Source organism: Pseudomonas sp. S07E 245 (assembly GCF_019599025.1).
Classification (GTDB): Bacteria; Pseudomonadota; Gammaproteobacteria; order Pseudomonadales; family Pseudomonadaceae; genus Aquipseudomonas; species Aquipseudomonas shirazensis.
Map to the genome: position 1 here is coordinate 4,136,152 of NZ_CP080625.1, position 25,136 is coordinate 4,161,287.

The 25,136-nt window shown below is 59.8% G+C and carries 8 protein-coding genes; 5 read left to right on the forward strand and 3 right to left on the reverse strand.

The genetic code is table 11. The features are described from left to right. Positions 1 to 38 precede the first annotated feature (38 nt). Positions 39 to 16,253: a retention module-containing protein gene (locus K3F44_RS19090; RefSeq protein WP_220632802.1), complete on the reverse strand. Its 16,215-nt coding sequence runs from the start codon at positions 16,251 to 16,253 to the stop codon at positions 39 to 41. Positions 16,254 to 16,950: 697 nt separating this feature from the next. Here K3F44_RS19090 and K3F44_RS19095 point away from each other — a divergent pair. The 3 genes from K3F44_RS19095 to K3F44_RS19105 all read left to right on the forward strand — a co-directional run bounded on the left by K3F44_RS19095 (position 16,951) and on the right by K3F44_RS19105 (position 20,921). Continuing rightward, on the forward strand, positions 16,951 to 19,107 hold the full coding sequence (locus K3F44_RS19095; RefSeq protein WP_101322660.1) for a type I secretion system permease/ATPase: 2,157 nt from the start codon (positions 16,951 to 16,953) through the stop codon (positions 19,105 to 19,107). Next, the gene (locus K3F44_RS19100) at positions 19,097 to 20,473 is read left to right on the forward strand and encodes an HlyD family type I secretion periplasmic adaptor subunit (protein ID WP_101322661.1); all 1,377 of its coding nucleotides are present in this window, start codon (positions 19,097 to 19,099) and stop codon (positions 20,471 to 20,473) included. The genes K3F44_RS19095 and K3F44_RS19100 overlap by 11 nt, the downstream gene beginning before the upstream one ends. Positions 20,474 to 20,579: 106 nt before the next feature. Beyond that, on the forward strand, positions 20,580 to 20,921 hold the full coding sequence (locus K3F44_RS19105) for a tryptophan synthase subunit beta (RefSeq protein WP_220632803.1): 342 nt from the start codon (positions 20,580 to 20,582) through the stop codon (positions 20,919 to 20,921). Between the two features lie 25 nt (positions 20,922 to 20,946). On the opposite strand, the gene lapD is transcribed toward K3F44_RS19105, so the two are convergent. Both lapD and lapG read right to left on the reverse strand, forming a co-directional pair. After that, complete coding sequence (lapD, locus tag K3F44_RS19110; RefSeq protein WP_220632804.1) at positions 20,947 to 22,893, reverse strand: cyclic di-GMP receptor LapD; 1,947 nt, start codon at positions 22,891 to 22,893, stop codon at positions 20,947 to 20,949. 10 nt (positions 22,894 to 22,903) lie between these two features. Then, entirely contained in the window at positions 22,904 to 23,665 is a 762-nt protein-coding gene (lapG, locus tag K3F44_RS19115; protein ID WP_224785603.1) for a cysteine protease LapG, read from the reverse strand. Positions 23,666 to 23,860: 195 nt separating this feature from the next. Between lapG and K3F44_RS19120 the strand changes: the two genes are divergently transcribed. Continuing rightward, positions 23,861 to 24,550 (forward strand): GntR family transcriptional regulator, encoded by a 690-nt coding sequence (locus K3F44_RS19120; protein ID WP_220632805.1) that lies wholly within the window; start codon positions 23,861 to 23,863, stop codon positions 24,548 to 24,550. A gap of 81 nt (positions 24,551 to 24,631) precedes the next feature. Then, complete coding sequence (locus K3F44_RS19125; RefSeq protein ID WP_220632806.1) at positions 24,632 to 25,135, forward strand: sigma-70 family RNA polymerase sigma factor; 504 nt, start codon at positions 24,632 to 24,634, stop codon at positions 25,133 to 25,135. Position 25,136 lies beyond the last annotated feature (1 nt).

Genomic DNA, 25,136 nt, shown 5'->3' on the forward strand with positions numbered 1-25,136 from the left:
AACGCCAGCTGCAGTTGCCTGCTGCTGGCGGGTGAACATCAGCCGTTGTGGTTGTCGACCTTGATCAGCGGATCGGCACCGCTGATCAGCGAGTTGATGGAGCTGTTCGACCAGTTGACGCCCTGCACGGTGATAGTGGTATCGACGTGATTGGTGCCATCTTGAACGTTGAGCTTGCCATCGCTGCTGATCTGCAGAACGGTGTCACCTTGCACGGTGGTCATCTTCAGATAGTTGTCGATGGTGCTGCCCTTCTCGCCCTGGAGCAGTTCGCTGAGGTCGATGCGGTCGCCTTCGGACGCCTTGAAGTCGGTGATCACATCGTTGCCGGTGTGACCCGCTTTCCAGACGAACAGGTCGGCACCGCTGCCGCCGGTGAGGATATCGTTGCCCTTGCCGCCGATCAGCGTGTCGTTGCCGGCACCGCCGAAGATGTTGTCGTTACCGTCGCCGCCCAGCAGCGTGTCGTTGCCGCTGGTCCACGCCGGTGCCGCCAGGCCAGCTGCGCCTGGGCCGGTACCTTGAATGGTCACGTACAGGTGCGCGGTGTCGGTATCGCCGTCCGGCTGGGTCAGCTTGTAATCGAACTGATCCATGTGGCCGACGCCGTCTTTGCTCGCAGTCGGGGTGTAGGTGTACGAGCCGTCCTTGGCGATCACCAGGCTGCCGTACTGACCGTTGACGGTGGTGCCGCCTGTCGGGACATCGACCCAGGCGCCGTTGACCTTGATTGCCAGGGTCGAGACTTCGCCGTCAGTGCCCCACGAGTCGTTGCCAGCCACAGTGCCAGTGACAGGGGTGGCAGTCCACTCGACCACGGGTGCGCCAGGTACGGTGACTTTGAAGTCGTCGAAGCTGACCGAGGCATTACCCGTGTAGAAGCTGCTGGTGTCGTCATGCACGCTCAGTTGCACGCGGTACTGGGCGTTCGCTTCCAGCGCATCGGTGGTGATGGTGGAGCTGCCGTTGGCGATCGAACCGCCACCCGCAACGGTCCAGTTGACACCGTCAGTGCTCTTGAGAAGCGTCCAGCTCGCGGTGTCTTTCTCGGTCGAAAGCCAGTAATTCACTGTCGACAGCGAAGCTACCGCCTTGAACGACATCGTCTCGCCGCCCACTGCTTTGTACAGCGGGGTCAGGATCGAGGCATCGCCGTTGCTATTACCGTTGCGATCCGTCAGCACGAGGGTCGGATTGCTGCCGCTGCTGACACTGGCATCCGCCGTGGTGCCGACCACCGAGCTCACCTGCCAGCGGCCGGTATCGGCTGCCGGGTTAGGCGTGTCGCGATCGACTGCGTTCTCGAACCGCCACTGGCTCTTCTCGCCGCTTGTGAAGCTGGCCAAGGTAACGTCGGTTGGCGCGCCCATGACCGTTTTCGAGGTCAGTGTGGCGGTCACGTCGTCGTTGCCAGCGATTGGGTCGCTGCGGTCGTTGACAGTCAGGGTCAGCGACGAGGACGCGGTGTTGCCAGCAGCATCCTTGACCGTGAACTTGACCACTGCCGACAGCGAATCGGCCGTGTCGAAGTTGTCCTTGCCCGAGAAGGTGTAACTGCCATCGGACTTGATCACTACCTTGCCGACATTGCCCAGGTCGAGGGTCTTGGAGTCGGTGGCACTGGTGAACGAGTAAGTAACGCCGTTGTACTCAACCGACGTCAGCTTCCAGCCGTTGCTGGCCCAGCCAGCGGTACCGCTGGTGGCGTTGTCGGTGACGTTGCCGGAAACCGCGCTGCCGCCAACGCTACCCACCAGCGCCTGAGTCAGGGCGCTGAGCGAGGTATCGACGACCAGTACGTGGTTGTCATTCACACCTTGAGTGATGGAACCGGCGGTTTCACCTGGCTTCCAGCCGATCGGCTCGAGGTAGTTCTTGTCGGTATTGCTCAGCCCGCCGAAGCCCACAGCGAAGGAGTCATTGAAGCCTTTCTGGTCAAGGAAGTTGATCCAGTTGTTTTCATTGGCGCCCTGGCCGCTGGTAGGCGCGCCGTCGGACATGAAGATGTTGACCAGCTTGTTGCCGCCCGGCGGCGGCGCTGTGTAGTTATTGATAACCGTGTTCAGCGCTGTGTTGTAGTAGGTCTGGGTGCCGGCCTTGAGGGCGTCGATGGCCGCGTAGGCGTCATCCAGATTGGTGAACCAGCCGCCGTCTTTACCGGAACTGTGGAAGGTGGCACTGGAGCCGAACGACACGATAAACACCGAATGCACAGTGCCGGAGTCGAACAGGTTCTTGACCGCTTCCTTGAGCATCTGCAGGCGCGAGGTATACGGCCCGCTACCATCCGGGTCGCTGCCGCCGTCGCCGTTGCCCTTCGGCCCCATACTGCCCGAGCGGTCGAGGACCAGGACCACATCAGCGCCACCTCCGGTGCCGCTCTCGATGATCGAAGCGCTGCCAGGCGCGGTGATGACCGGGCCTTTGTCGTTGTCGATGATGGTGCCAGTGGCGACGTTCTGGCTGCCCACCGCGAGGTTCTCGAACACCTGATTGGTGTCGTTGACCTGCTTGATGGTGGCGGTCAGCGTCTCGCTGCTTTCGATCTTGGTGTCGTCGAAGGTCTTGACGTTGAACTCGACGCTGCTCTTGCCGCCATTGATGGTCACGCTGGTTGGCAGCGTACCTTCAATGTCGCTGGCATCAGCATTGCCGGACCATTCCAGGTTGACCGAAACCGACTTGCCGGTTGGCACACTGATCGAGTTGCCCGACTTGTCGACCAGCTCGACCTTGTAGGTCAGGTTGCCGCCTTCGTTGACCGAACCGGTACCGACCATGCTGATCTTGGCGTAGACGGTATCGATGGTGTCGGCGATATCGGCAATCGCGGTTGCGCCGGTTTCGATCTTCTCGTAGTTGCCACCGGTGCCGCTGACCACGGTCGCAACCAGCTTGCTGGCGTCCTTGAAGACGTCTTCGGTGTTCGGATTAGGTACGCTCAGCGTGCCTTGGCCTTGGCTGTTGATCGAGACGTTGTAGTTGCTGGCGCCGACTTTGACGACCAGTACCACTGGGTCGCTGCCAGCCTGCGGCGGCTTGCTCATCTGGAAGTTGAAGATGACGTCGGAGTCAGCTTCAGTCGCAGCTTGCGGCGTGATGATTACGCTGACAGGGGTTTCGGTGTCAGCAATTTGTGCTGTGCCAGTCGCGCCGGATTCGATCTTCTCGAAGTTACCGCCGGTGCCGCCGGTGACGGTGGCGACCAACTCGCTAGCGTCTTTGTACACGTCTTCGCTGTTCGGGTTCGGGACCTGGATGGAGCCCTTGCCGTTGCTGTCGATGTTAACGGTGTAGTCGCTGCTGCCGATGCGCACGTTCAGTACGACTGGCGCGCTGCCGGCCTGAGGCTTGTCGCTCAGCTCGAAGTTGAAGGTGACCTTGGCATCAGCTTCGGTTGCCGGAACGCCGGTGACCTTGACGGTGACTGGGGTCTCGGTGTCAGCGATTTGCGCTGTGCCGGTCGCGCCAGTGGCGATCTTCTCGAAGTTGCCGCCAGTGCCGCCGGTGACGGTGGCGACCAGTTGGCTGGCGTCCTTGTACACGTCTTCGCTGTTCGGGTTCGGGACTTGGATGGAGCCCTTGCCGTTGCTGTCGATGTTGACGGTGTAGTCGGTGCTGCCGATACGTACGTTCAGTACGACGGGATCGCTGCCAACCTGAGGCTTGTCGCTCAGCTCGAAGTTGAAGGTGACCTTGGCATCAGCTTCGGTGGCCGGAACGCCGGTGACCTTGACGGTGACAGGGGTCTCGGTGTCAGCGATTTGCGCTGTGCCGGTCGCGCCAGTGGCGATCTTCTCGAAGTTGCCGCCAGTGCCGCCGGTGACGGTGGCGACCAGTTGGCTGGCGTCCTTGTACACGTCTTCGCTGTTCGGGTTCGGGACTTGGATGGAGCCCTTGCCGTTGCTGTCGATGTTGACGGTGTAGTCGGTGCTGCCGATGCGCACGTTCAGAACAACTGGATCGCTGCCGGCCTGAGGCTTGTCGCTCAGCTCGAAGTTGAAGGTGACCTTGGCATCAGCTTCGGTTGCCGGAACGCCAGTGACCTTAACGGTGACTGGGGTCTCGGTGTCAGCGATTTGGGCTGTGCCTGTCGCGCCAGTGGCAATCTTCTCGAAATTGCCGCCGGTGCCGCCAGTGACAGTGGCGACCAGTTGGCTGGCGTCCTTGTACACGTCTTCGCTGTTCGGGTTCGGGACCTGGATCGAGCCTTTGCCGTTGCTATCGATGTTGACGGTGTAGTCGGTGCTGCCGATGCGTACGTTCAGGACGACCGGATCGCTGCCAGCCTGAGGCTTGTCGCTCAGCTCGAAGTTGAAGGTGACCTTGGCATCAGCCTCGGTGGCCGGAACGCCGGTGACCTTGACGGTGACAGGGGTCTCGGTGTCAGCGATTTGCGCTGTGCCGGTCGCGCCAGTGGCGATCTTCTCGAAGTTACCGCCGGTGCCGCCGGTGACGGTGGCGACCAGTTGGCTCGCGTCCTTGTACACGTCCTCGCCGTTCGGGTTCGGGACCTGGATGGAGCCCTTGCCGTTGCTGTCGATGTTGACGGTGTAGTCGGTGCTGCCGATGCGCACGTTCAGGACGACTGGATCGCTGCCGGCCTGAGGCTTGTTGCTCAGTTCGAAGTTGAAGGTGACGTTAGCGTCGCCTTCTTTCGCAGGCACGCCGCTCACTGCAACAGTCACTGGAGTTTCGGTATCCGAGATCACCGCAGCGCCAGTACCGCCGGTTGCGATCTTCTCAAAGTTACCGCCAGTGCCGCCGGTGACAGTTGCAACCAGTTCGCTAGCGTCTTTGTAGACGTCTTCGCCGTTCGGGTTAGGAACCTGGATCGAACCCTTGCCGTCAGCGTCGATGTTGACGGTGTAGTCGGTGCTGCCGATGCGCACGTTCAGGACGACCGGATCGCTGCCAGCCTGAGGCTTGTTACTCAGCTCGAAGTTGAAGGTGACGTTGGCATCGCCTTCTTTCGCCGGTACGCCGGTGACTGTCACAGTCGTGGTATCGATGGTGTCTTCGACGGCAACAGTGGTGGTCGCGCCGGTCAGATCGATGGCTTCGAAGTTGCCGCCATTGACTGCGGTCACGGTTGCAGTGACTTCGCTGCCGTCTTTGTAGACGTCTTCAACGTTGGTGTTCGGGACCTGGAGAGTGCCCTTGCCATCAGCGCCAACGTTGACGGTGTAGTTAGTGCCACCGACATTTACAGTCAGAGTCGTGGTGCTGCCTGCCTGCGGCGGGTTGCTCAGCTGGAAGTTGAAGGTCAGGTTCGCATCCCCCTCCTTCGCAGCTTCAGCAGTGACGGCCACAGTCGTGGTATCGATGGTGTCTTCGACGGCAACAGTGGTGGTCGCGCCGGTCAGATCGACGGCTTCGAAGTTACCGCCGTTGACCGCGGTTACAGTCGCGGTGACTTCGCTACCGTCTTTGTAGACGTCTTCGATGTTGGTGTTAGGGACCTGGAGGGTGCCCTTGCCATCGGCGCCAACGTTGACGGTGTAGTTAGTGCCACCGACATTTACAGTCAGAGTCGTGGTGCTGCCAGCCTGCGGCGGGTTGCTCAACTGGAAGTTGAAGGTGAGGTTCGCATCACCTTCTTTCGCAGCTTCAGCAGTGACGGCCACAGTCGTGGTATCGATGGTGTCTTCGACGGCAACAGTGGTGGTCGCGCCGGTCAGATCGACGGCTTCGAAGTTACCGCCATTGACTGCGGTCACGGTTGCAGTGACTTCGCTACCGTCTTTGTAGACGTCTTCAACGTTGGTGTTCGGGACCTGGAGAGTGCCCTTGCCATCGGCGCCCACAGTGACGGTGTAATCAGTGCCACCGACGTTAACGGTCAAGGTAGCAGTGGTACCCGCCTGTGGCGGGTTGCTCAGCTGGAAGTTGAAGGTGAGGTTCGCATCACCTTCTTTCGCAGCTTCAGCAGTGACGGCCACAGTCGTGGTGTCGATGGTGTCTTCGACGGCAACAGTGGTGGTCGCGCCAGTCAGATCGACGGCTTCGAAGTTGCCGCCGGTGACGCCCGTGACGGTGGCAGTCACTTCGCTGCCATCTTTGTAGACGTCTTCAACGTTAGCATTCGGAACCAGCAGAGTACCCTTGCCGGATGCATCGATATCAACGGTGTAGTTTGTGCCACCGACGTTAACGGTCAGAGTCGTGGTGCTGCCGGCTTGCGGCGGATTGCTCAGCTGGAAGTTGAAGGTGAGGTTCGCATCACCCTCCTTCGCGGCATCGGCAGTGACGGCCACGGTGGTGGTGTCGATGGTGTCTTCGACAGCGACAGTGGTGGTCGCGCCGGTCAGATCGACCGCTTCGAAATTACCACCATTGACCGCAGTGACAGTCGCGGTGACTTCACTGCCGTCCTTGTAGACGTCTTCAACGTTGGTGTTCGGGACCTGGAGAGTGCCCTTGCCATCAGCGCCAACGTTGACGGTGTAGTTAGTGCCACCGACATTTACAGTCAGAGTCGTGGTGCTGCCTGCCTGCGGCGGGTTGCTCAGCTGGAAGTTGAAGGTGAGGTTGGCATCACCTTCCTTCGCAGGCTCGGCAGTCACAGCCACAGTGGTGGTGTCGATGGTGTCTTCGACAGCGACAGTAGTGGTCGCGCCGGTCAGATCCACAGCTTCGAAGTTACCGCCATTGACTGCGGTCACGGTTGCAGTGACTTCGCTGCCGTCTTTGTAGACGTCTTCGATGTTGGTGTTAGGGACCTCGAGGGTGCCCTTGCCATCAGCGCCAACAGTTACCGTGTAATCAGTACCACCGACATTTACAGTCAGAGTCGTGGTGCTGCCTGCCTGCGGCGGGTTGCTCAACTGGAAGTTGAAGGTGAGGTTGGCATCACCCTCCTTCGCTGCTTCAGCAGTGACGGCCACGGTCGTGGTGTCGATGGTGTCTTCGACAGCGACAGTAGTGGTCGCGCCGGTCAGATCCACAGCTTCGAAGTTACCGCCATTGACTGCGGTTACGGTTGCAGTGACTTCGCTGCCGTCTTTGTAGACGTCTTCAACGTTGGTGTTCGGGACCTGGAGAGTGCCCTTGCCATCGGCGCCCACAGTGACGGTGTAATCAGTACCACCGACGTTGACGGTCAAGGTAGCGGTGGTACCCGCCTGCGGTGGGTTGCTCAGCTGGAAGTTGAAGGTCAGGTTCGCATCACCCTCCTTCGCAGCTTCAGCAGTGACGGCCACAGTCGTGGTATCGATGGTGTCTTCGACGGCAACAGTGGTGGTCGCGCCAGTCAGATCGACGGCTTCGAAGTTGCCACCATTGACCGCAGTGACGGTCGCAGTGACTTCACTGCCGTCTTTGTAGACGTCTTCAACGTTGGTGTTCGGGACCTGGAGAGTGCCCTTGCCATCGGCGCCAACAGTTACCGTGTAATCAGTGCCACCGACGTTAACGGTCAAGGTAGCGGTGGTACCCGCCTGCGGCGGATTGCTCAGTTGGAAGTTGAAGGTGAGGTTGGCATCACCCTCCTTCGCTGCTTCGGCAGTCACAGCCACGGTGGTGGTGTCGATGGTGTCTTCGACAGCGACAGTAGTGGTCGCGCCAGTCAGATCGACGGCTTCGAAGTTACCGCCGTTGACCGCGGTTACAGTCGCGGTGACTTCGCTACCGTCTTTGTAGACGTCTTCAACGTTGGTATTCGGAACCGACAAGGTGCCCTTGCCATCAGCGCCAACAGTGACGGTGTAATCAGTGCCACCGACGTTAACGGTCAAGGTAGCAGTGGTACCCGCCTGCGGCGGATTGCTCAACTGGAAGTTGAAGGTGAGGTTTGCATCACCTTCCTTCGCAGCTTCGGCAGTAACGGCCACAGTCGTGGTATCGATGGTGTCTTCGACAGCGACAGTGGTAGTCGCGCCAGTCAGATCCACAGCTTCGAAATTACCGCCATTGACTGCGGTCACGGTTGCAGTGACTTCGCTGCCGTCTTTGTAGACGTCTTCGATGTTGGTGTTAGGTACCTGGAGCGTGCCCTTGCCATCAGCGCCAACTGTGACGGTGTAATCAGTGCCACCAACATTTACAGTCAGAGTCGTGGTGCTGCCTGCCTGCGGCGGGTTGCTCAGCTGGAAGTTGAAGGTCAGGTTCGCATCACCCTCCTTCGCAGCTTCAGCAGTGACGGCCACAGTCGTGGTATCGATGGTGTCTTCGACGGCAACAGTGGTGGTCGCGCCGGTCAGATCCACAGCTTCGAAGTTACCGCCATTGACCGCAGTGACGGTCGCAGTGACTTCGCTGCCGTCTTTGTAGACGTCTTCGATATTGGTGTTAGGTACCTGGAGCGTGCCCTTGCCATCAGCGCCAACTGTGACGGTGTAATCAGCGCCACCGACGTTAACGGTCAAGGTAGCAGTGGTGCCAGCCTGCGGCGGGTTACTCAGCTGGAAGTTGAAGGTGAGGTTCGCGTCACCTTCTTTCGCAGCTTCAGCAGTGACGGCCACAGTCGTGGTGTCGATGGTGTCTTCGACAGCGACAGTGGTGGTCGCGCCAGTCAGATCGACGGCTTCGAAATTGCCGCCATTGACCGCAGTGACAGTCGCGGTGACTTCGCTACCGTCTTTGTACACGTCTTCAACGTTGGTATTCGGGACCGACAAGGTGCCCTTGCCATCAGCGCCAACTGTGACGGTGTAATCAGTACCACCGACGTTGACGGTCAAGGTAGCAGTGGTACCCGCCTGCGGCGGATTGCTCAGCTGGAAGTTGAAGGTGAGGTTCGCATCACCCTCCTTCGCAGCTTCAGCAGTGACGGCCACGGTCGTGGTGTCGATGGTGTCTTCGACAGCGACAGTGGTGGTCGCGCCGGTCAGATCGACGGCTTCGAAATTGCCACCATTGACCGCGGTCACGGTCGCAGTGACTTCACTGCCGTCTTTGTAGACGTCTTCGATGTTGGTGTTCGGGACCGACAAGGTGCCCTTGCCATCAGCGCCAACAGTTACCGTGTAATCAGTGCCACCGACGTTGACGGTCAAGGTAGCAGTGGTACCCGCCTGCGGCGGATTGCTCAGCTGGAAGTTGAAGGTGAGGTTCGCGTCGCCTTCTTTCGCAGCTTCCGCAGTGACGGCCACGGTCGTGGTATCGATGGTGTCTTCGACGGCAACGGTAGTGGTCGCGCCAGTCAGATCGACGGCTTCGAAGTTGCCGCCGGTGACGCCCGTGACGGTGGCAGTCACTTCGCTGCCATCTTTGTAGACGTCTTCAACGTTGGTGTTCGGAACCAGCAGAGTACCTTTGCCGGAAGCATCGATATCAACGGTGTAGTTTGTGCCACCGACATTGACGGTCAGGGTGGTCGTGCTGCCAACCTGAGGCGGGTTGCTCAGCTGGAAGTTGAAGGTGAGGTTCGCATCACCTTCTTTCGCAGCTTCAGCAGTGACGGCCACGGTCGTGGTATCGATGGTGTCTTCGACGGCAACGGTGGTAGTCGCGCCAGTCAGATCGACGGCTTCGAAATTACCGCCATTGACCGCAGTGACGGTCGCAGTGACTTCGCTGCCATCTTTGTAGACGTCTTCAACGTTAGTATTCGGAACCAGCAGAGTACCCTTGCCGGATGCATCGATATCAACGGTGTAGTTTGTGCCACCGACGTTAACGGTCAGAGTCGTGGTGCTACCGGCTTGCGGCGGATTGCTCAGCTGGAAGTTGAAGGTCAGGTTCGCATCACCCTCCTTCGCAGCTTCAGCAGTGACGGCCACAGTCGTGGTATCGATGGTGTCTTCGACGGCAACAGTGGTGGTCGCGCCGGTCAGATCCACAGCTTCGAAATTACCACCATTGACCGCAGTGACAGTCGCGGTGACTTCGCTACCGTCTTTGTAGACGTCTTCAACGTTAGTATTCGGGACCTGGAGAGTGCCCTTGCCATCGGCGCCAACAGTGACGGTGTAATCAGTACCACCAACGTTAACGGTCAAGGTAGCAGTGGTACCCGCCTGCGGCGGATTGCTGAGCTGGAAGTTGAAGGTGAGGTTGGCATCCCCTTCTTTCGCAGCTTCAGCAGTGACGGCCACAGCCGTGGTGTCGATGGTGTCTTCGACGGCAACAGTGGTGGTCGCGCCAGTCAGGTCGACGGCTTCGAAGTTACCGCCATTGACTGCGGTCACGGTTGCAGTGACTTCGCTACCGTCTTTGTAGACGTCTTCAACGTTGGTGTTCGGGACCTGGAGAGTGCCCTTGCCATCGGCGCCCACAGTGACGGTGTAATCAGTGCCACCGACGTTAACGGTCAAGGTAGCAGTGGTACCCGCCTGCGGCGGGTTGCTGAGCTGGAAGTTAAAGGTGAGGTTGGCATCACCCTCCTTCGCTGCTTCAGCAGTGACGGCCACGGTGGTGGTGTCGATGGTGTCTTCGACAGCAACGGTGGTGGTCGCGCCAGTCAGATCGACCGCTTCGAAGTTACCACCGTTAACCGCGGTGACAGTCGCGGTGACTTCGCTGCCATCTTTGTAGACGTCTTCAACGTTGGTATTCGGGACCGACAAGGTGCCCTTGCCATCGGCGCCAACAGTTACCGTGTAATCAGTACCACCGACATTTACAGTCAGAGTCGTGGTGCTGCCAGCCTGCGGCGGATTGCTGAGCTGGAAGTTGAAGGTGAGGTTCGCATCACCCTCCTTCGCTGCTTCGGCAGTAACAGCCACAGTGGTGGTGTCGATGGTGTCTTCGACAGCAACGGTGGTAGTCGCGCCAGTCAGATCGACGGCTTCGAAATTGCCGCCATTGACGGCAGTGACGGTCGCAGTGACTTCGCTACCGTCTTTGTAGACGTCTTCGATATTGGTGTTAGGTACCTGGAGCGTGCCCTTGCCATCGGCGCCAACAGTTACCGTGTAATCAGTGCCACCGACATTTACAGTCAGAGTCGTGGTGCTGCCAGCCTGCGGCGGGTTGCTCAGCTGGAAGTTGAAGGTGAGGTTCGCATCACCTTCTTTCGCAGCTTCGGCAGTAACAGCCACGGTCGTAGTATCGATGGTGTCTTCGACGGCAACGGTAGTAGTCGCGCCAGTCAGATCGACGGCTTCGAAGTTACCGCCATTGACCGCAGTGACGGTCGCAGTGACTTCGCTGCCGTCTTTGTAGACATCTTCAACGTTGGTGTTCGGGACCGACAAGGTGCCCTTGCCATCGGCGCCCACAGTGACGGTGTAATCAGTGCCACCGACGTTAACGGTCAAGGTAGCAGTGGCACCCGCCTGCGGCGGGTTACTCAGCTGGAAGTTGAAGGTGAGGTTGGTATCCCCTTCTTTCGCAGCTTCAGCAGTGACGGCCACAGTCGTGGTGTCGATGGTGTCTTCGACAGCGACAGTGGTGGTCGCGCCGGTCAGATCGACGGCTTCGAAATTGCCACCATTGACCGCAGTGACGGTCGCGGTGACTTCGCTACCGTCTTTGTAGACATCTTCAACGTTGGTGTTCGGGACCGACAAGGTGCCCTTGCCATCAGCGCCAACAGTTACCGTGTAATCAGTGCCACCGACATTTACAGTCAGAGTCGTGGTGCTGCCAGCCTGCGGCGGGTTGCTCAACTGGAAGTTGAAGGTGAGGTTCGCATCACCTTCTTTCGCAGCTTCAGTAGTGACGGCCACAGTCGTGGTGTCGATGGTGTCTTCGACAGCGACAGTGGTGGTCGCGCCAGTCAGATCGACGGCTTCGAAATTGCCGCCATTGACCGCAGTGACAGTCGCGGTGACTTCGCTGCCGTCTTTGTAGACGTCTTCGATGTTGGTGTTAGGGACCTGGAGAGTGCCCTTGCCATCGGCGCCAACAGTTACCGTGTAATCAGTGCCACCGACATTTACAGTCAGAGTCGTGGTGCTGCCAGCCTGCGGCGGGTTGCTCAACTGGAAGTTGAAGGTGAGGTTTGCATCACCCTCCTTCGCAGTTTCAGCAGTGACGGCCACAGTCGTGGTGTCGATGGTGTCTTCGACGGCAACGGTAGTAGTCGCGCCAGTCAGGTCGACGGCTTCGAAGTTACCGCCATTGACTGCGGTCACGGTTGCAGTGACTTCACTGCCGTCTTTGTAGACGTCTTCGATGTTGGTGTTAGGGACCTCGAGGGTGCCCTTGCCATCGGCGCCAACGTTGACGGTGTAGTTAGTGCCACCGACATTTACAGTCAGAGTCGTGGTGCTGCCAGCCTGCGGCGGGTTGCTCAACTGGAAGTTGAAGGTGAGGTTTGCGTCACCTTCTTTCGCTGCTTCAGCAGTGACGGCCACAGTCGTGGTGTCGATGGTGTCTTCGACAGCAACGGTAGTGGTCGCGCCAGTCAGATCGACGGCTTCGAAATTGCCGCCATTGACCGCAGTGACAGTCGCGGTGACTTCGCTACCGTCTTTGTACACGTCTTCAACGTTGGTATTCGGGACCGACAAGGTGCCCTTGCCATCGGCGCCAACGTTGACGGTGTAGTTAGTGCCACCGACATTTACAGTCAGAGTCGTGGTGCTGCCTGCCTGCGGCGGATTGCTGAGCTGGAAGTTGAAGGTGAGGTTTGCATCACCTTCTTTAGCTGGCACCGCGGTCACGGCAACAGTCGTGGTGTCGATAGTATCTTCGACGGTGACGGTGGTGGTTGCACCACTCAGGTCAACAGCCTCGTAGTTGCCGCCGTTCACTTCAGTAACGGTTGCAGTGACCTGGCTTGGATCGATGTAAACGTCTGCGCCGTTGGTGTTAGGCACCAGCAAGGTGCCTTTACCCGAAGCGTCGATATCAACGGTGTAATTGGTGCCACCGACATTAACGGTCAGGGTGGTGCTGCTGCCAGCCTGAGGCGGGTTGCTCAGCTGGAAGTTGAACGTCAGGTTGGCATCACCTTCCTTCGCCGGTACAGCTGTTACAGCAACAGTGGTGGTGTCGATGGTGTCTTCGACGGTGACGGTGGTGGTTGCACCACTCAGGTCAACTGCCTCGAAGTTACCGCCGTTCACTTCTGTGACGGTCGCAGTGACTTTGCTTGGGTCAATGTAGACATCAGCGCCGTTGGTGTTTGGCACCAGTAAGGTGCCTTTGCCCGAAGCGTCGATATCAACGGTGTAATTGGTGCCACCGACGTTCACGGTCAGGGTGGTGGTGCTGCCGGCTTGAGGCGGATTGCTCAGCTGGAAGTTGAACGTCAGGTTGGCGTCACCTTCCTTCGCCGGCACAGCTGTTACAGCAACGGTCGTAGTGTCGATGGTGTCTTCGACAGTGACCGTGGTGGTTGCGCCAGCCAGGTCTACAGCCACGAAGTTACCGCCGTTCACCTCGGTGACAGTTGCGGTGACTTTACTTGGATCAATGTAGACGTCAGCGCCGTTGGTATTTGGTACCAGCAAGGTACCTTTACCAGACGCATCGATATCGACGGTGTAATTGGTGCCACCGACGTTAACGGTGATCGTGGTGGGGCTGCCGGCTTGAGGTGGATTGCTCAGCTGGAAGTTGAAGGTGAGATTCGCATCACCTTCTTTCGCTGGCTCAGCCGAGACTACAACAGTGGTGGTTTGGATAATGTCTTCGACAGTTACTGTAGCCGTAGCTCCGGAGAGGTCAACGGCCTCAAAATTACCGCCCCTCACTTCAGTGACGGTCGCGGTCACTTGGCTAGGGTCGATGTATGCGTCGGCGGCGTTGGTGTTGGGCACCAGCAAGGTGCCCTTGCCGGATGCGTCTACATTAACGGTGTAGATCGTGCCACCAACGTTAACGGTCAGGCTAGTGGCACTGCCCGCTTGCGGCGGATTGCTCAGCTGGAAGTTGAAGGTGAGGTTGGCATCACCCTCCTTAGCTGGCTCGGCAGTAACAGCCACCGTCGTGGTGTCGATGGTGTCCTGGACAGCAACCGTGGTGGTCGCGCCAGTCAGATCGACTGCTTCGAAGTTGCCACCGTTCACAGCAGTGACGGTTGCAGTGACTTCGCTGCCGTCTTTGTAAACGTCTTCAACGTTGGAGTTCGGCACCTGAAGGGTGCCCTTGCCATCGGCACCAATGCTGACGGTGTAGTTAGTGCCACCGACGTTCACGGTCAGTGTGGTGCTGCTGCCGGCCTGAGGCGGGTTGCTCAGCTGGAAGTTGAAGGTGAGATTCGCGTCACCCTCCTTTGCTGGCTCGGCAGTAACAGCCACGGTCGTGGTGTCGATCGTGTCCTGGACAGCAACCGTGGTGGTCGCGCCAGTCAGGTCGACGGCTTCGAAGTTGCCGCCGTTCACAGCAGTGACGGTTGCAGTGACTTCGCTGCCGTCTTTGTAAACGTCTTCAACGTTGGTGTTTGGCACCAGCAAGGTGCCTTTACCCGAAGCATCGATATCAACGGTGTAATTGGTGCCACCGACGTTCACGGTCAGTGTGGTGCTGCTGCCGGCCTGAGGCGGGTTGCTCAGCTGGAAGTTGAAGGTGAGATTCGCGTCACCCTCCTTCGCTGGCTCGGCAGTAACAGCCACGGTCGTGGTGTCGATCGTGTCCTGGACAGCAACCGTGGTGGTCGCGCCAGTCAGATCAACGGCTTCAAAGTTACCGCCATTGACCGCAGTGACAGTTGCAGTGACTTCGCTGCCGTCTTTGTAAACGTCTTCAACATTGGTGTTCGGCACCTGAAGGGTGCCCTTGCCATCGGCGCCAATGCTGACGGTGTAGTTAGTGCCACCGACGTTCACGGTCAGTGTGGTGCTGCTGCCGACCTGAGGCGGATTGCTCAGCTGGAAGTTGAAGGTGAGGTTGGCATCACCCTCCTTAGCTGGCTCGGCAGTAACAGCCACCGTGGTGGTGTCGATGGTGTCCTGGACAGCAACAGTGGTGGTCGCGCCAGTCAGGTCGACGGCTTCGAAGTTGCCGCCGTTCACAGCAGTGACGGTTGCAGTGACTTCGCTGCCGTCTTTGTAAACGTCTTCAACGTTGGAGTTCGGCACCAGCAAGGTGCCTTTACCCGAAGCATCGATATCAACGGTGTAGTTAGTGCCACCAACGTTAACGGTCAGAGTCGTGGTGCTGCCGGCTTGCGGCGGGTTGCTCAGCTGGAAATTGAAGGTGAGGTTGGTATCGCCTTCCTTTGCTGGCACCGCGGTCACGGCAACAGTCGTGGTGTCGATAGTGTCTTCGACAGTGACAGTGGTGGTCGCGCCCGCCAGGTCGACGGCCTCGAAGTTGCCACCATTTACGCCGGTCACAGTTGCGGTGACCGAAGACGGATCGATGTAGACATCGCTGCCGTTGGTATTCGGGATCACCAGCGTGCCTTTACCGCTGGCATCAACGGTAACGGTGTAGTTGGTACCGCCCACATTCACGGTCAAGGTGGTCGGGCTACTGGCCTGGGGCGGGTTGCTCAACTGGAAGTTGAAGGTGAGGTTAGGGTCGCCTTCCTTCGCAGGCTGGGCGGTCACCGATACCGTTGTGGTGTCAATGGTGTCGACGATCTGGGTGACCGCCGGGGTTGGGTTCGGCACAACGACCAAACCACCACCAGTGGTGCCGGTGATGGTGACGGAAATCTCGCTGCCGTCGATGTAAGGGGTATCGTTAGGCGCGATCGGGACATTGACAGAGCCGGTGGTCTGGCCTGCACCGATGATGATGACCTGGCCATTGGAGAGAGTAACGGTCAGGTCGGTCAGCGGCGGTTGGCCAACGGTCGCGGTGTAAACGATGACGCCACCCGCCTCGGTGATCGAAGGCGTAGCCGTCAGTGTCACCCCGGTGGTAACCGGCGTGGTCACCGGCGGAGTTACGGCAGGATCAGTCGTGGTGCCATCGTTGACATTGGTATCGACAGCGCCTGGCTCCAGGTCGGCGGCAAGCGTCTGGAAGCCGATCGGGCCAGTCGGGAAACCAATAGTCGGGTCGACCGCGCCTGCAGTCTCCTCAAGCATCACAAAGGAGTGACCGCCGCCAGCCGCGCCGCCATTACCGGCCGCAGTCGGGCCCGCCGCCGTTGCTTCAAGCTCGGTGGTCGGGTCGGCGCCAGCGGCGATGGCTTGCTGCAGTTCTTCGACCGAGGGCGCTGCCTGTGCGGTGGCCTGACTCAGATCGGCACTGCTGTCCGGAGTGTCCGCACTCCATTGCGAGTCGCGGCCCAGGTCGAGCATGCGGCCATCGGCCAGCTCCAGAGTTACCGCGCCACCTGGGCCGGTCAGGACTTGCTCGCCCGCCATCAGACGGTCGCCTTCAATCAGAACGCGACGAAAGCCCTCTGGGGATACCGCGATGACCTGGCCAACAATGCTTTTGACGATGGCAACAACACTGCTCATTGGACTCTCCGGATCTAGCCATTCTGTTGGCTTCATGCCTAGCAGACGAAAATTGCTGCTAATGCTGAGTAACTATGAATATAACTTTTTGACGTCAAATATATGTCTATTACTTTTAGCTATTAAGCATATGCCAAAGTATTGACCGAAACTGCGTCATCCTAAACAATCACGCGGGTAATGTCACATTGATATTTTCACCGCCCGTCAGCTGCTTCAAGTCCCCCTCTCAAAAAGCGCTTAGCCCCCGAATCACGAAGCCTTGGAGCCTGACGGGTAACAGGGAAAGACACCCCTGCAGATGATTTGGAACAAGCTTTGCAAACAATCAAAAAATAAAAAAAGAGCCATTGTTTTGACTGCTATAAGGTGCTGCCGATTACAAGCACTGGTCATGCCAGCTTCACACATGAATCGGCTGAAAAAACTGCATTACCCAACAGCCAAAAATGAAAGATTTCCTGTCTTCAGCCGATAGCACGTAAAGGGTGCTGAACCGCTAACCCACTGGCAAACCGACTGTTTTCAAGCGAAACATGGGTCAGCGCTGTAGTCACCAGCCCGCCGTATTGAAGCCACGGGGTGGTCGCGCCCATGGCCATCAGTGCAAAATGACATCAAACCGCATGTGCACCGCCCGGCCGAGAGCCAAGGTGGGCATCGTCCCAAACACCGCAAGGTCTGAAGAGAGCGCCGCGTGGAATCCGAAGTCAGTCGAGTCCAACTCAGTCACGATCCACGCAGCCAGCATGACGATCCTCTACTGGATAGCCTGCTGACCCTGTGTGTCCTGCACCAGAAGCCAGCCAGCCGGGCGATGTTGACCACCGGGCTGCCCTTGCCGTCCCAGCGCCTGAACGCTGAGCTGCTGCCGCGCGCCGCCGCTAGGGCCGGCCTGCAAGGGCGCCTGTTGCAACGCAAGCTGGAGCAGATCCCGGCCATTGCCATGCCAGCCATGTTGCTGCTCAACGAAGGGCGCAGCGCAGTTCTGCTGGGCTGGGAAAACGACGACACTGCGCGTCTGCTGCTCAGCGAGAGCGACGGTGGCGAAGTCCTGGTCAGCCGCGAGGCGCTACTGGGTGACTACAGTGGCAAGGTCTTCTTTGCCCAGCCACAGCACAAATTCGACGTTACCCACGGCAACCTGATCCCGCGTACCCGCTCGTGGTTCCGCGACACGCTGCTACGCAGCAAGTGGCTGTACATCGATGCAATCGCCGCCAGCCTGGTGATCAACATCATCGCTCTGGCTGCACCGTTGTTCGTGATGAACGTCTACGACCGGGTCGTACCCAACCAGGCCACCTCGACCTTGTGGGTGCTGGCCATCGGCATTGCCGGTGCCTACGTGTTCGACCTGGTGCTCAAGTTGCTGCGCAGCCTGTGCCTGGACCTGGCCGGCAAGAAAACCGACTTGATCGTGTCGGCCACGCTGTTCGAGCGCATCGTTGGCATGTCGATGAAGCATCGCCCGGCACGGGTGGGCAGCTTCGCCCAGAACATCCACGAGTTTCAGAGCCTGCGTGACTTCCTCGCCTCGCTGACCCTGACCAGCCTGATCGACCTGCCGTTCACCATTCTGATCCTGATCGTCATCGCCATGCTCGGCGGCCACCTGGTGTGGATCCCGATCATTGCCTTCCCGCTGGCATTGGGCATTGGCTATGCGCTGCAGAAGCCTTTGATGTCGACCATGGAGCGGACCATGGCGCTAGCCTCCGAGCGCCAGTCGAGCCTGATCGAAACCCTCGCCGGCCTCGATGCGGTCAAGGTCAACAATGCCGAGAGCGAGCGCCAGTACATGTGGGAGCAGACCCTGGGCACCCTCAGCCGCCTCGAGCTGCGGGTCAAGGTGTTGTCGGGCCTGGCAATGAATATCACCATGCTGATCCAGCAGCTGGCGGGCGTGGCGCTGATCTGCGTGGGCGTCTACCAGATCATTGATGGCAACCTGAGCATGGGCGGCCTGGTGGCCTGCTACATGCTCAGCGGCCGTGCACTGGGCCCGCTGGGCCAGCTCAACGGCTTGCTGGCACGTTATCAGCAGGCCAGGGTAACCATGGTCGCTACCGACCAGATGATGGACCTGCCGCAGGAGCGCAATTTCGAAGAGCGCCCGCTGAGCCGCCAGGTACTGCAGGGCTCGATCGAGTTCCGCGGGGTCGACTTCACCTACCCGAACCAGCAGAACCAGGCGCTCAAGGGCATCAACCTGAACATCCGCCCGGGCGAGAAAATCGGCATCATCGGCCGCAGCGGCTCGGGCAAGAGCTCGCTGGCCAAGCTGATCGTCGGCCTGTACGAAGCAGACAACGGTTCGCTGCTGGTCGATGGCGTGGACATCCGCCAGATCGACGTCAGCGAGCTGCGCCACAACATCGGTTACGTGCCGCAGGATATCCAGCTACTGGCCGGCACCCTGCGCGACAACCTGGTCAGCGGTGCGCGCTATGTCGAGGACGAACTGATCCTGCAGGCGGCTGAGCTGTCCGGAGTACACGAATTCGCCAGGCTGCACCCGGACGGTTACGAGCTGCAGGTTGGCGAGCGCGGGCAGAACCTGTCCGGCGGCCAGCGGCAGAACGTTACCCTGGGCCGGGCATTGCTGCTCAACCCGCAGATCCTGCTGCTCGACGAGCCTACCAGCGCCATGGACAACACTGGCGAAGAGCGCCTCAAACAGCGCTTGCAGGCGGTTATCGAACACAAGACCGTGGTTCTGGTCACCCACCGCGCCTCGCTGCTGTCGCTGGTCGACCGGCTGATCGTGATCGACCGTGGACAAGTAGTTGCCGACGGCCCGAAAGCCTCGGTCATGGATGCGCTGAAAAAGGGGCAGATCAGTGTCGCGTAAGTTGGATATAAACGGCTTCAAAGATAGCTTGCGCCGCTACTTCAAAGGTTCGGAGTCGTTGGCCGGCGCGCCTTTGCCAGAAGTGCGCAAGTCGCTGGTCGAGGATGCACCGCGGGTGGTGCGCATGACCATCTGGGGGGTGATCGCGTTTTTCCTGTTCCTCATCCTCTGGGCCAGCTTCGCTCACATCGACGAAGTGACCCGCGGGGAGGGCAAGGCCATCCCGTCGTCCAAGCTGCAGAAGATCCAGAACCTGGAAGGCGGCATCGTTTCCGAGATCTTCGCCAAGGAAGGGCAGATCGTCGAGATCGGCCAACCTTTGCTGCGTCTGGACGAGACCCGCTTCGCCTCCAACGTCGGCGAGACCGAAGCCGACCGCCTGGCCATGGCCATGCGGGTCGAGCGCTTGAACGCCGAGATCGAAGACCGTGCGCTGCAGATCGACGATGTTCTGCGCAAAGCCGCACCGCAACAGGCGAGCAACGAAGAGTCGCTGTTCCAGAGCCGCCGCCAGCAATTGCGCGATGAAATCGGCGGCCTCGAGCAGCAATTGGTCCAGCGCCAGCAAGAGCTGCGCGAGTTCACCTCCAAGCGTGCCCAGTACGCCAACAGCCTGCAGCTGCTGCGTCAGGAGATCGGCATGTCCGAGCCTTTGGTGGCCCAGGGTGCAGTGTCTCAGGTCGAGGTGCTGCGTCTGCGCCGCTCGGAAGTCGAGGTTCGCGGCCAGTTGGACGCCACCACGCTGGCGATACCGCGCGCTGAAGCGGCGATCAAGGAAGTGCAGAGCAAGATCGAAGAGACCCGGGGCAAGTTCCGCAGCGACGCGCTGACTCAGCTGAACGAGGCGCGTACCGAGCTGAGCAAGGCTACCGCCACCAGCAAGGCCCTGGATGACCGTGTCAACCGTACTCTGGTGACCTCGCCAGTGCGTGGCATCGTCAAGCAGCTGCTGGTCAATACCATCGGCGGCGTGATCCAGCCTGGCAGCGATATCGTCGAGATCGTGCCGCTGGACGATACCCTGGTGGTCGAGGCGAAGATTCTGCCCAAGGACATCGCCTTCCTCCACCCGGGCCAGGAAGCCACGGTCAAGTTCACCGCCTACGACTACACCGTATACGGCGGGCTCAAGGCCAAGCTGGAGCAGATCGGCGCCGACACCATCACCGACGAAGACAAGAAGACCACCTACTACCTGATCCGCCTGCGTACCGATCGCAGCCATCTGGGTACCGACGAGAAGCCACTGTTGATCATCCCGGGGATGGTCGCCACGGTCGACATCATGACCGGCAAGAAAACCATCATGAGCTACCTGCTCAAACCGATTGTCAAAGCTCGTGCAGAGGCGTTGCGCGAGCGCTGATCGGTAGCCGCAACAACGCAGGCCCACGCGAGCAGTTAGCTCAAGTGGGCCTTGTTGCCTATGCTGGCTAGTCAGGGCAGGGATTCAGGATAACCGGAGGCAGATCATGTTCTACGTGCAACGCGACGAAAAGGGCCAGCTGTTGCGGGTGGAAGCCGCCGAGTTCGAGCAGTACAACGAAATGGTCCCTGCCGACAGCGCCGAAATTCAGGAATGGTTTGCTGGCGATCAGGTTGAAAACAGCCTGAAGCAGCTCAAACAGAGCGACCTGGACATGATCCGTGTGCTCGAAGACCTGATCGAAGTACTGACCACCAAGGGCGTCCTCAGCATCACCGACCTGCCGGCAGGCGCGCAGTCCAAGCTGCTCAACCGCTCCACAGCGCGCAAGTCGCTGGGCAGCCTGAACAGCCTGATCGACGATGACGACACCAGCGGCTTGATCTGAGGGGGCCAGCAGCGGCCCCGGTCAGTCATCGCCAGGGCGCGGGCTCACCCACCAGTTGCCCCTGAATACCCTGCACGCCCATCTCGCGCAGTACCTGCAACTCACCCTCGGTTTCGACCCGCTCGGCAATCAGCGGCAGGTCGATGCTGTGCGCCGCACGCTGAATGGCCTCGATGAACAGGCGTTTGTGCTGCTCGCGGTCGATGCTGCGGATATAGCTGCCGTCGATCTTCAGATAGGCCAGGCCCAGATGGGCAAGGTTGCCGATCATGCTGAAACGACCACCGAAGCGTTGCAGCGCCAGGCCGAAGCCCAGTGCATGCAGGCGGCGGGTCAACTGCTCCAGGTCGGCCTGATCGGGCAATTGCTCTTCAGCCAGTTCAAAGGTCAGCCGCGGCCCCAGGGCACGGTGCTGGGCCAGCAGATCGAACACCCGCTGCAGCGTTTGCGGATCGGCCAGGGTTGCAGCCGACAGGCTCAGCGACAGCGACTCCTGATGACCTTGCACATGCTTGAGGACTTTCTCCAGCACCAGCAGGTCAAGCCGCGGCACCCAACCGAAGCGCTCCAGCCACGGCAGGAAGCGACCCGCCGCCAGCGCCTCGCCCTGCTCGTCATGCAGCCGCGAGATCACTTTGTAATGGAGGATCTGTGCAGGCGCCTCGCTGGCGACCACGGGCTGGAAGTACAGCTCGAACTGGCCGCCGCTCAGGGCCTGATCCAACCGCGCATGCCAGGCATGATGGCTGTCTGCAGCCTGAGCAGCGACGCCCTGCTCCAGGCACACCCAACCGGGTGCCGGCTGACTCTCGGCACGGGCCAACGCTTCGTCGGCAAGTTTCAGCAGCGCCTGCGGCGCATCACCGGGGCTGTAGGGCGCCAGGCCAATGCAGGCAACTGGGTCGACGTCACTGGCCCCTGTTTCGTGCAGGCTGTGCAGGGTAGCTTCCAGCGCCTGGGCCAGCTGGATCGCTTCTTCGTGGACCATGCCCGGCGCCAGCACGGCAAACTCACCGCCGCGGCTACGGGTGATCAGGTCATTGGTCTGCGGGAAGCTGGCACAGGTGCGGCGTAGCTGCTCACCTACTGCCTGCAGCAACTGGTCGGTGCGCTGGCCGCCCATGCGTGCGTTGAGGCCGGCCAGGTCCATTACCCGCAGCAACAGCAGGTAACCGGCGCGGGCTTCTTCCATATTGCTGACGCGGGCTGCCAGTTGCATCTCGAAGTAGCGCCGGTTGGCCAGCCCGGTCAGGCTGTCCTGGTAAGACTCGGCCCGCAGCTTGTCGCTGCGCTCGGCCTGTTCGGTGAACAGCGCCTTGAGCTTCTCGACCATCTGGTTCATCGCCTGCACCACGCGGCGCAGCTCGGGGGTGCGCGGCAGCTCGGGCAGGCTGAGGAATTCGCGCCGGGCGATCGCATGCGACTGCTCGACCATGTAATCCAGCGGGCGCAGTTGCCGGCGCAGCAGCAATGCGCCAAGCACTGCACTCACCGCGCCACACAGCAACAGCCAGCCCAGGCTGCCCAGCGCGCTCTGCCACAGCTTGGCCAGGGCAAACATCGGGTGGCTGATCACTTCGACTCGCGCCGCCTGCTGCCAGCCACGACTGACGATCGCGTCACCTCCCGCAGGCTCCAGGCCGATCATGCCGATGAACCAGGCCGGGACACCGCCGCGGTCAGGCTCGGCGTGGCGCTCGACCAACACCGCATTGGACTGCAGGTCGACCACCTTGATGCTGGAGTAATAGCCACTGTCGAAAATCGAGCTGACCATCAGCTCGACCATCGCCGGGTCGTCGATATTCGGCGTCAGCGACAAGGCCAGGGCGGTCGCCGCATCCTGAGCATGGGAACGCAGCTGGTTCACATACTGGCTACGTGAGCTTTCCAGGCTGACCATGAAGCTGCCGCTGAAGGCAACGACGAGGAACAAGCAAATGGCTAGCAGCAATTGTTTGAACAGTGACATCGGTGCTCCTTCAGTAGACCGGCTCCGCCGGGAAGCCTTCGGCCTGCATTTTTTTCAGCAAATCCTGCCAGCGCGACAGGCGCTTGGTATCACCGACCTTCTTGTTGCCCGCCGCGCCTGTCAGCCACAGCCCTTCACCGTTGAAGGAATACACCGGCAACAGGTCGGTACGCTGGCTGGCCGGTTTGATCGCATCCATCAGGCTGTCCAGTACCAGCGGCTGCGCCTGTGGGTTGGCATAGTAGGTCAGGACCATGTGCGCGCGGTTCTGGCGTAATGCCTTGACGTAGGTAATGCGCAGCTTGTCACTGGCAATGCCCATACGCCGCAGGCTGAAGTACTTGGCGATGGCGTAGTCTTCGCAATCGCCAGCGCCTTTGAGCAGAGACTGGATCGGGGTAGCCCAGTAATCGACCTCATGCCACAGGTCGATATCCTCGGTGTAGCGCAACTGCTGGTTGAAGAAGCGGTTGACCACTTGCAGACGCTCCAGCTCACTGCCCTGTTGTTGCGTCGCCAGCAGGTTCTGCCAGGCATCGATGCGTTCCTTGCCTGCACCTAGCGGCCCATATAGCTTTTGCGCCCGCTGGCTGATCTGAGCAAAGTCCCAATCCGCATGCAAGCCGCCCAGCAGCATGCATGCCAGCAAGGCAGCAAGGCCGAGCCGACGCATGACAACACTGAGCATGCTGGGTATCGCCACTGCGAAGACCTGTGCAGACCAATCGGGAGCCGCGATGGTGCGGCCTGTGGCGGGAAAAGACAATGGCACCTTGCAATCACTGCGTGCTGAATCAATAACAGCCCGAACGTCGCACCGGCTTCCCCTCGGCATGGACTTCCTTCACCATAGCCGCCTCCCGCAAAACGGGCGGCAAAACTGTTTTGTCACCCTGGTTTGACACCCCTCCAGCAAGCCCCTAACTTGATTGGATCCAATACCGCCAGTTGTAGAGGCAGACTCCCTGTGGCCGAAAAAATCAAACTGTTGTCTGCCGTGCTTGGCACTGAGCAAGTCCCGGCACATCTGGCTCGCAGTGTCATTGAAGAGCGCTTGCGTAGCGCGATCATCGACGGGCGCCTGCCTCCTGGCACTGCCGTGCGCCAGCAAGAGCTGGCGACACTGTTCGGCGTCAGCCGGATGCCCGTGCGCGAGGCGCTGCGCCAACTCGAAGCGCAGGGTTTGCTGCAAGTGGTCATGCACAAGGGTGCGGTGGTCGCGCCGCTGATCGGTGAGGATGCCGTCGACAGCTACGCCCTGCGTGTGCTGCTTGAGTCGGAGGCGCTGCGCCAGTCGGTTCCGCTGCTGGAGGCTACCGATATCGCCCTCGCCCGCAGCTACATCGAGCAACTGGAAAACCAGACCGGACACGCCGAGATCGGCCGCCTCAATCGTTTGTTGCACATGAGCCTGTACTGCAAGGCACACAATCAGAAACTACTGCGCTTGATCGACAGCGAGCTCAATGAAGAAGAACGCTTCCTGCGCTTTCACCTGTCTGCGATGGGCTTGGGCAAACTCACTCAGGATGATCACAACGCGTTGGTCGATGCAGCCAGTGAAAAGCGGGTGGATGACGCGGTCGAGATCCTCGCCGAGCATTTGAATAAAGGCGCCCGTACCATTCGCCGCTACCTGGATGCTCAGAGCAGCTGACATTGCGGTTGCAAAATCAGCGCTGACCGCAAACAATGAGACTAATTATCATTCATGCAGCAGTGCTGGCGGCGTATCTTCATGTCTTCTCACGACTCCGTGCACACGCTCTACAGCGAACATCACGGCTGGTTGCACAATTGGCTCCGGAGCAAGCTGGGTAACGCTGCCGATGCCGCTGACCTGGCGCAAGATACCTTCGTGCGCCTGCTCCAGCGCCGCGACCAGTTGCAGCTGAATACCCCACGAGCCTTTCTGCGCACAGTCGCCCGCGGCCTGGTCATCGACCATTGGCGCCGCGAAGAACTGGCTCGCGCCTACTGCGAGGCGCTGTCGCATTTCCCCGAAGCGCAGGCACCCTCGGCGGAAACTCGCGAGCTGCTGCTGGAGTTGCTCGAGCGTATTGCGCGCATGCTCGACGGCCTCAAACCGAAGGTACGCCGTGCGTTTCTGCTGGCCCAATGCGAAGGCCTGAGCCACAAGGCGATTGCCGAGCAGATGGGCATCTCGCTGCGCTCGGTCGAGCGTTACATCGCCGATGCGCTCTACCACTGCTATCAACTGCGCTTTGAGAACGAGCTATAGA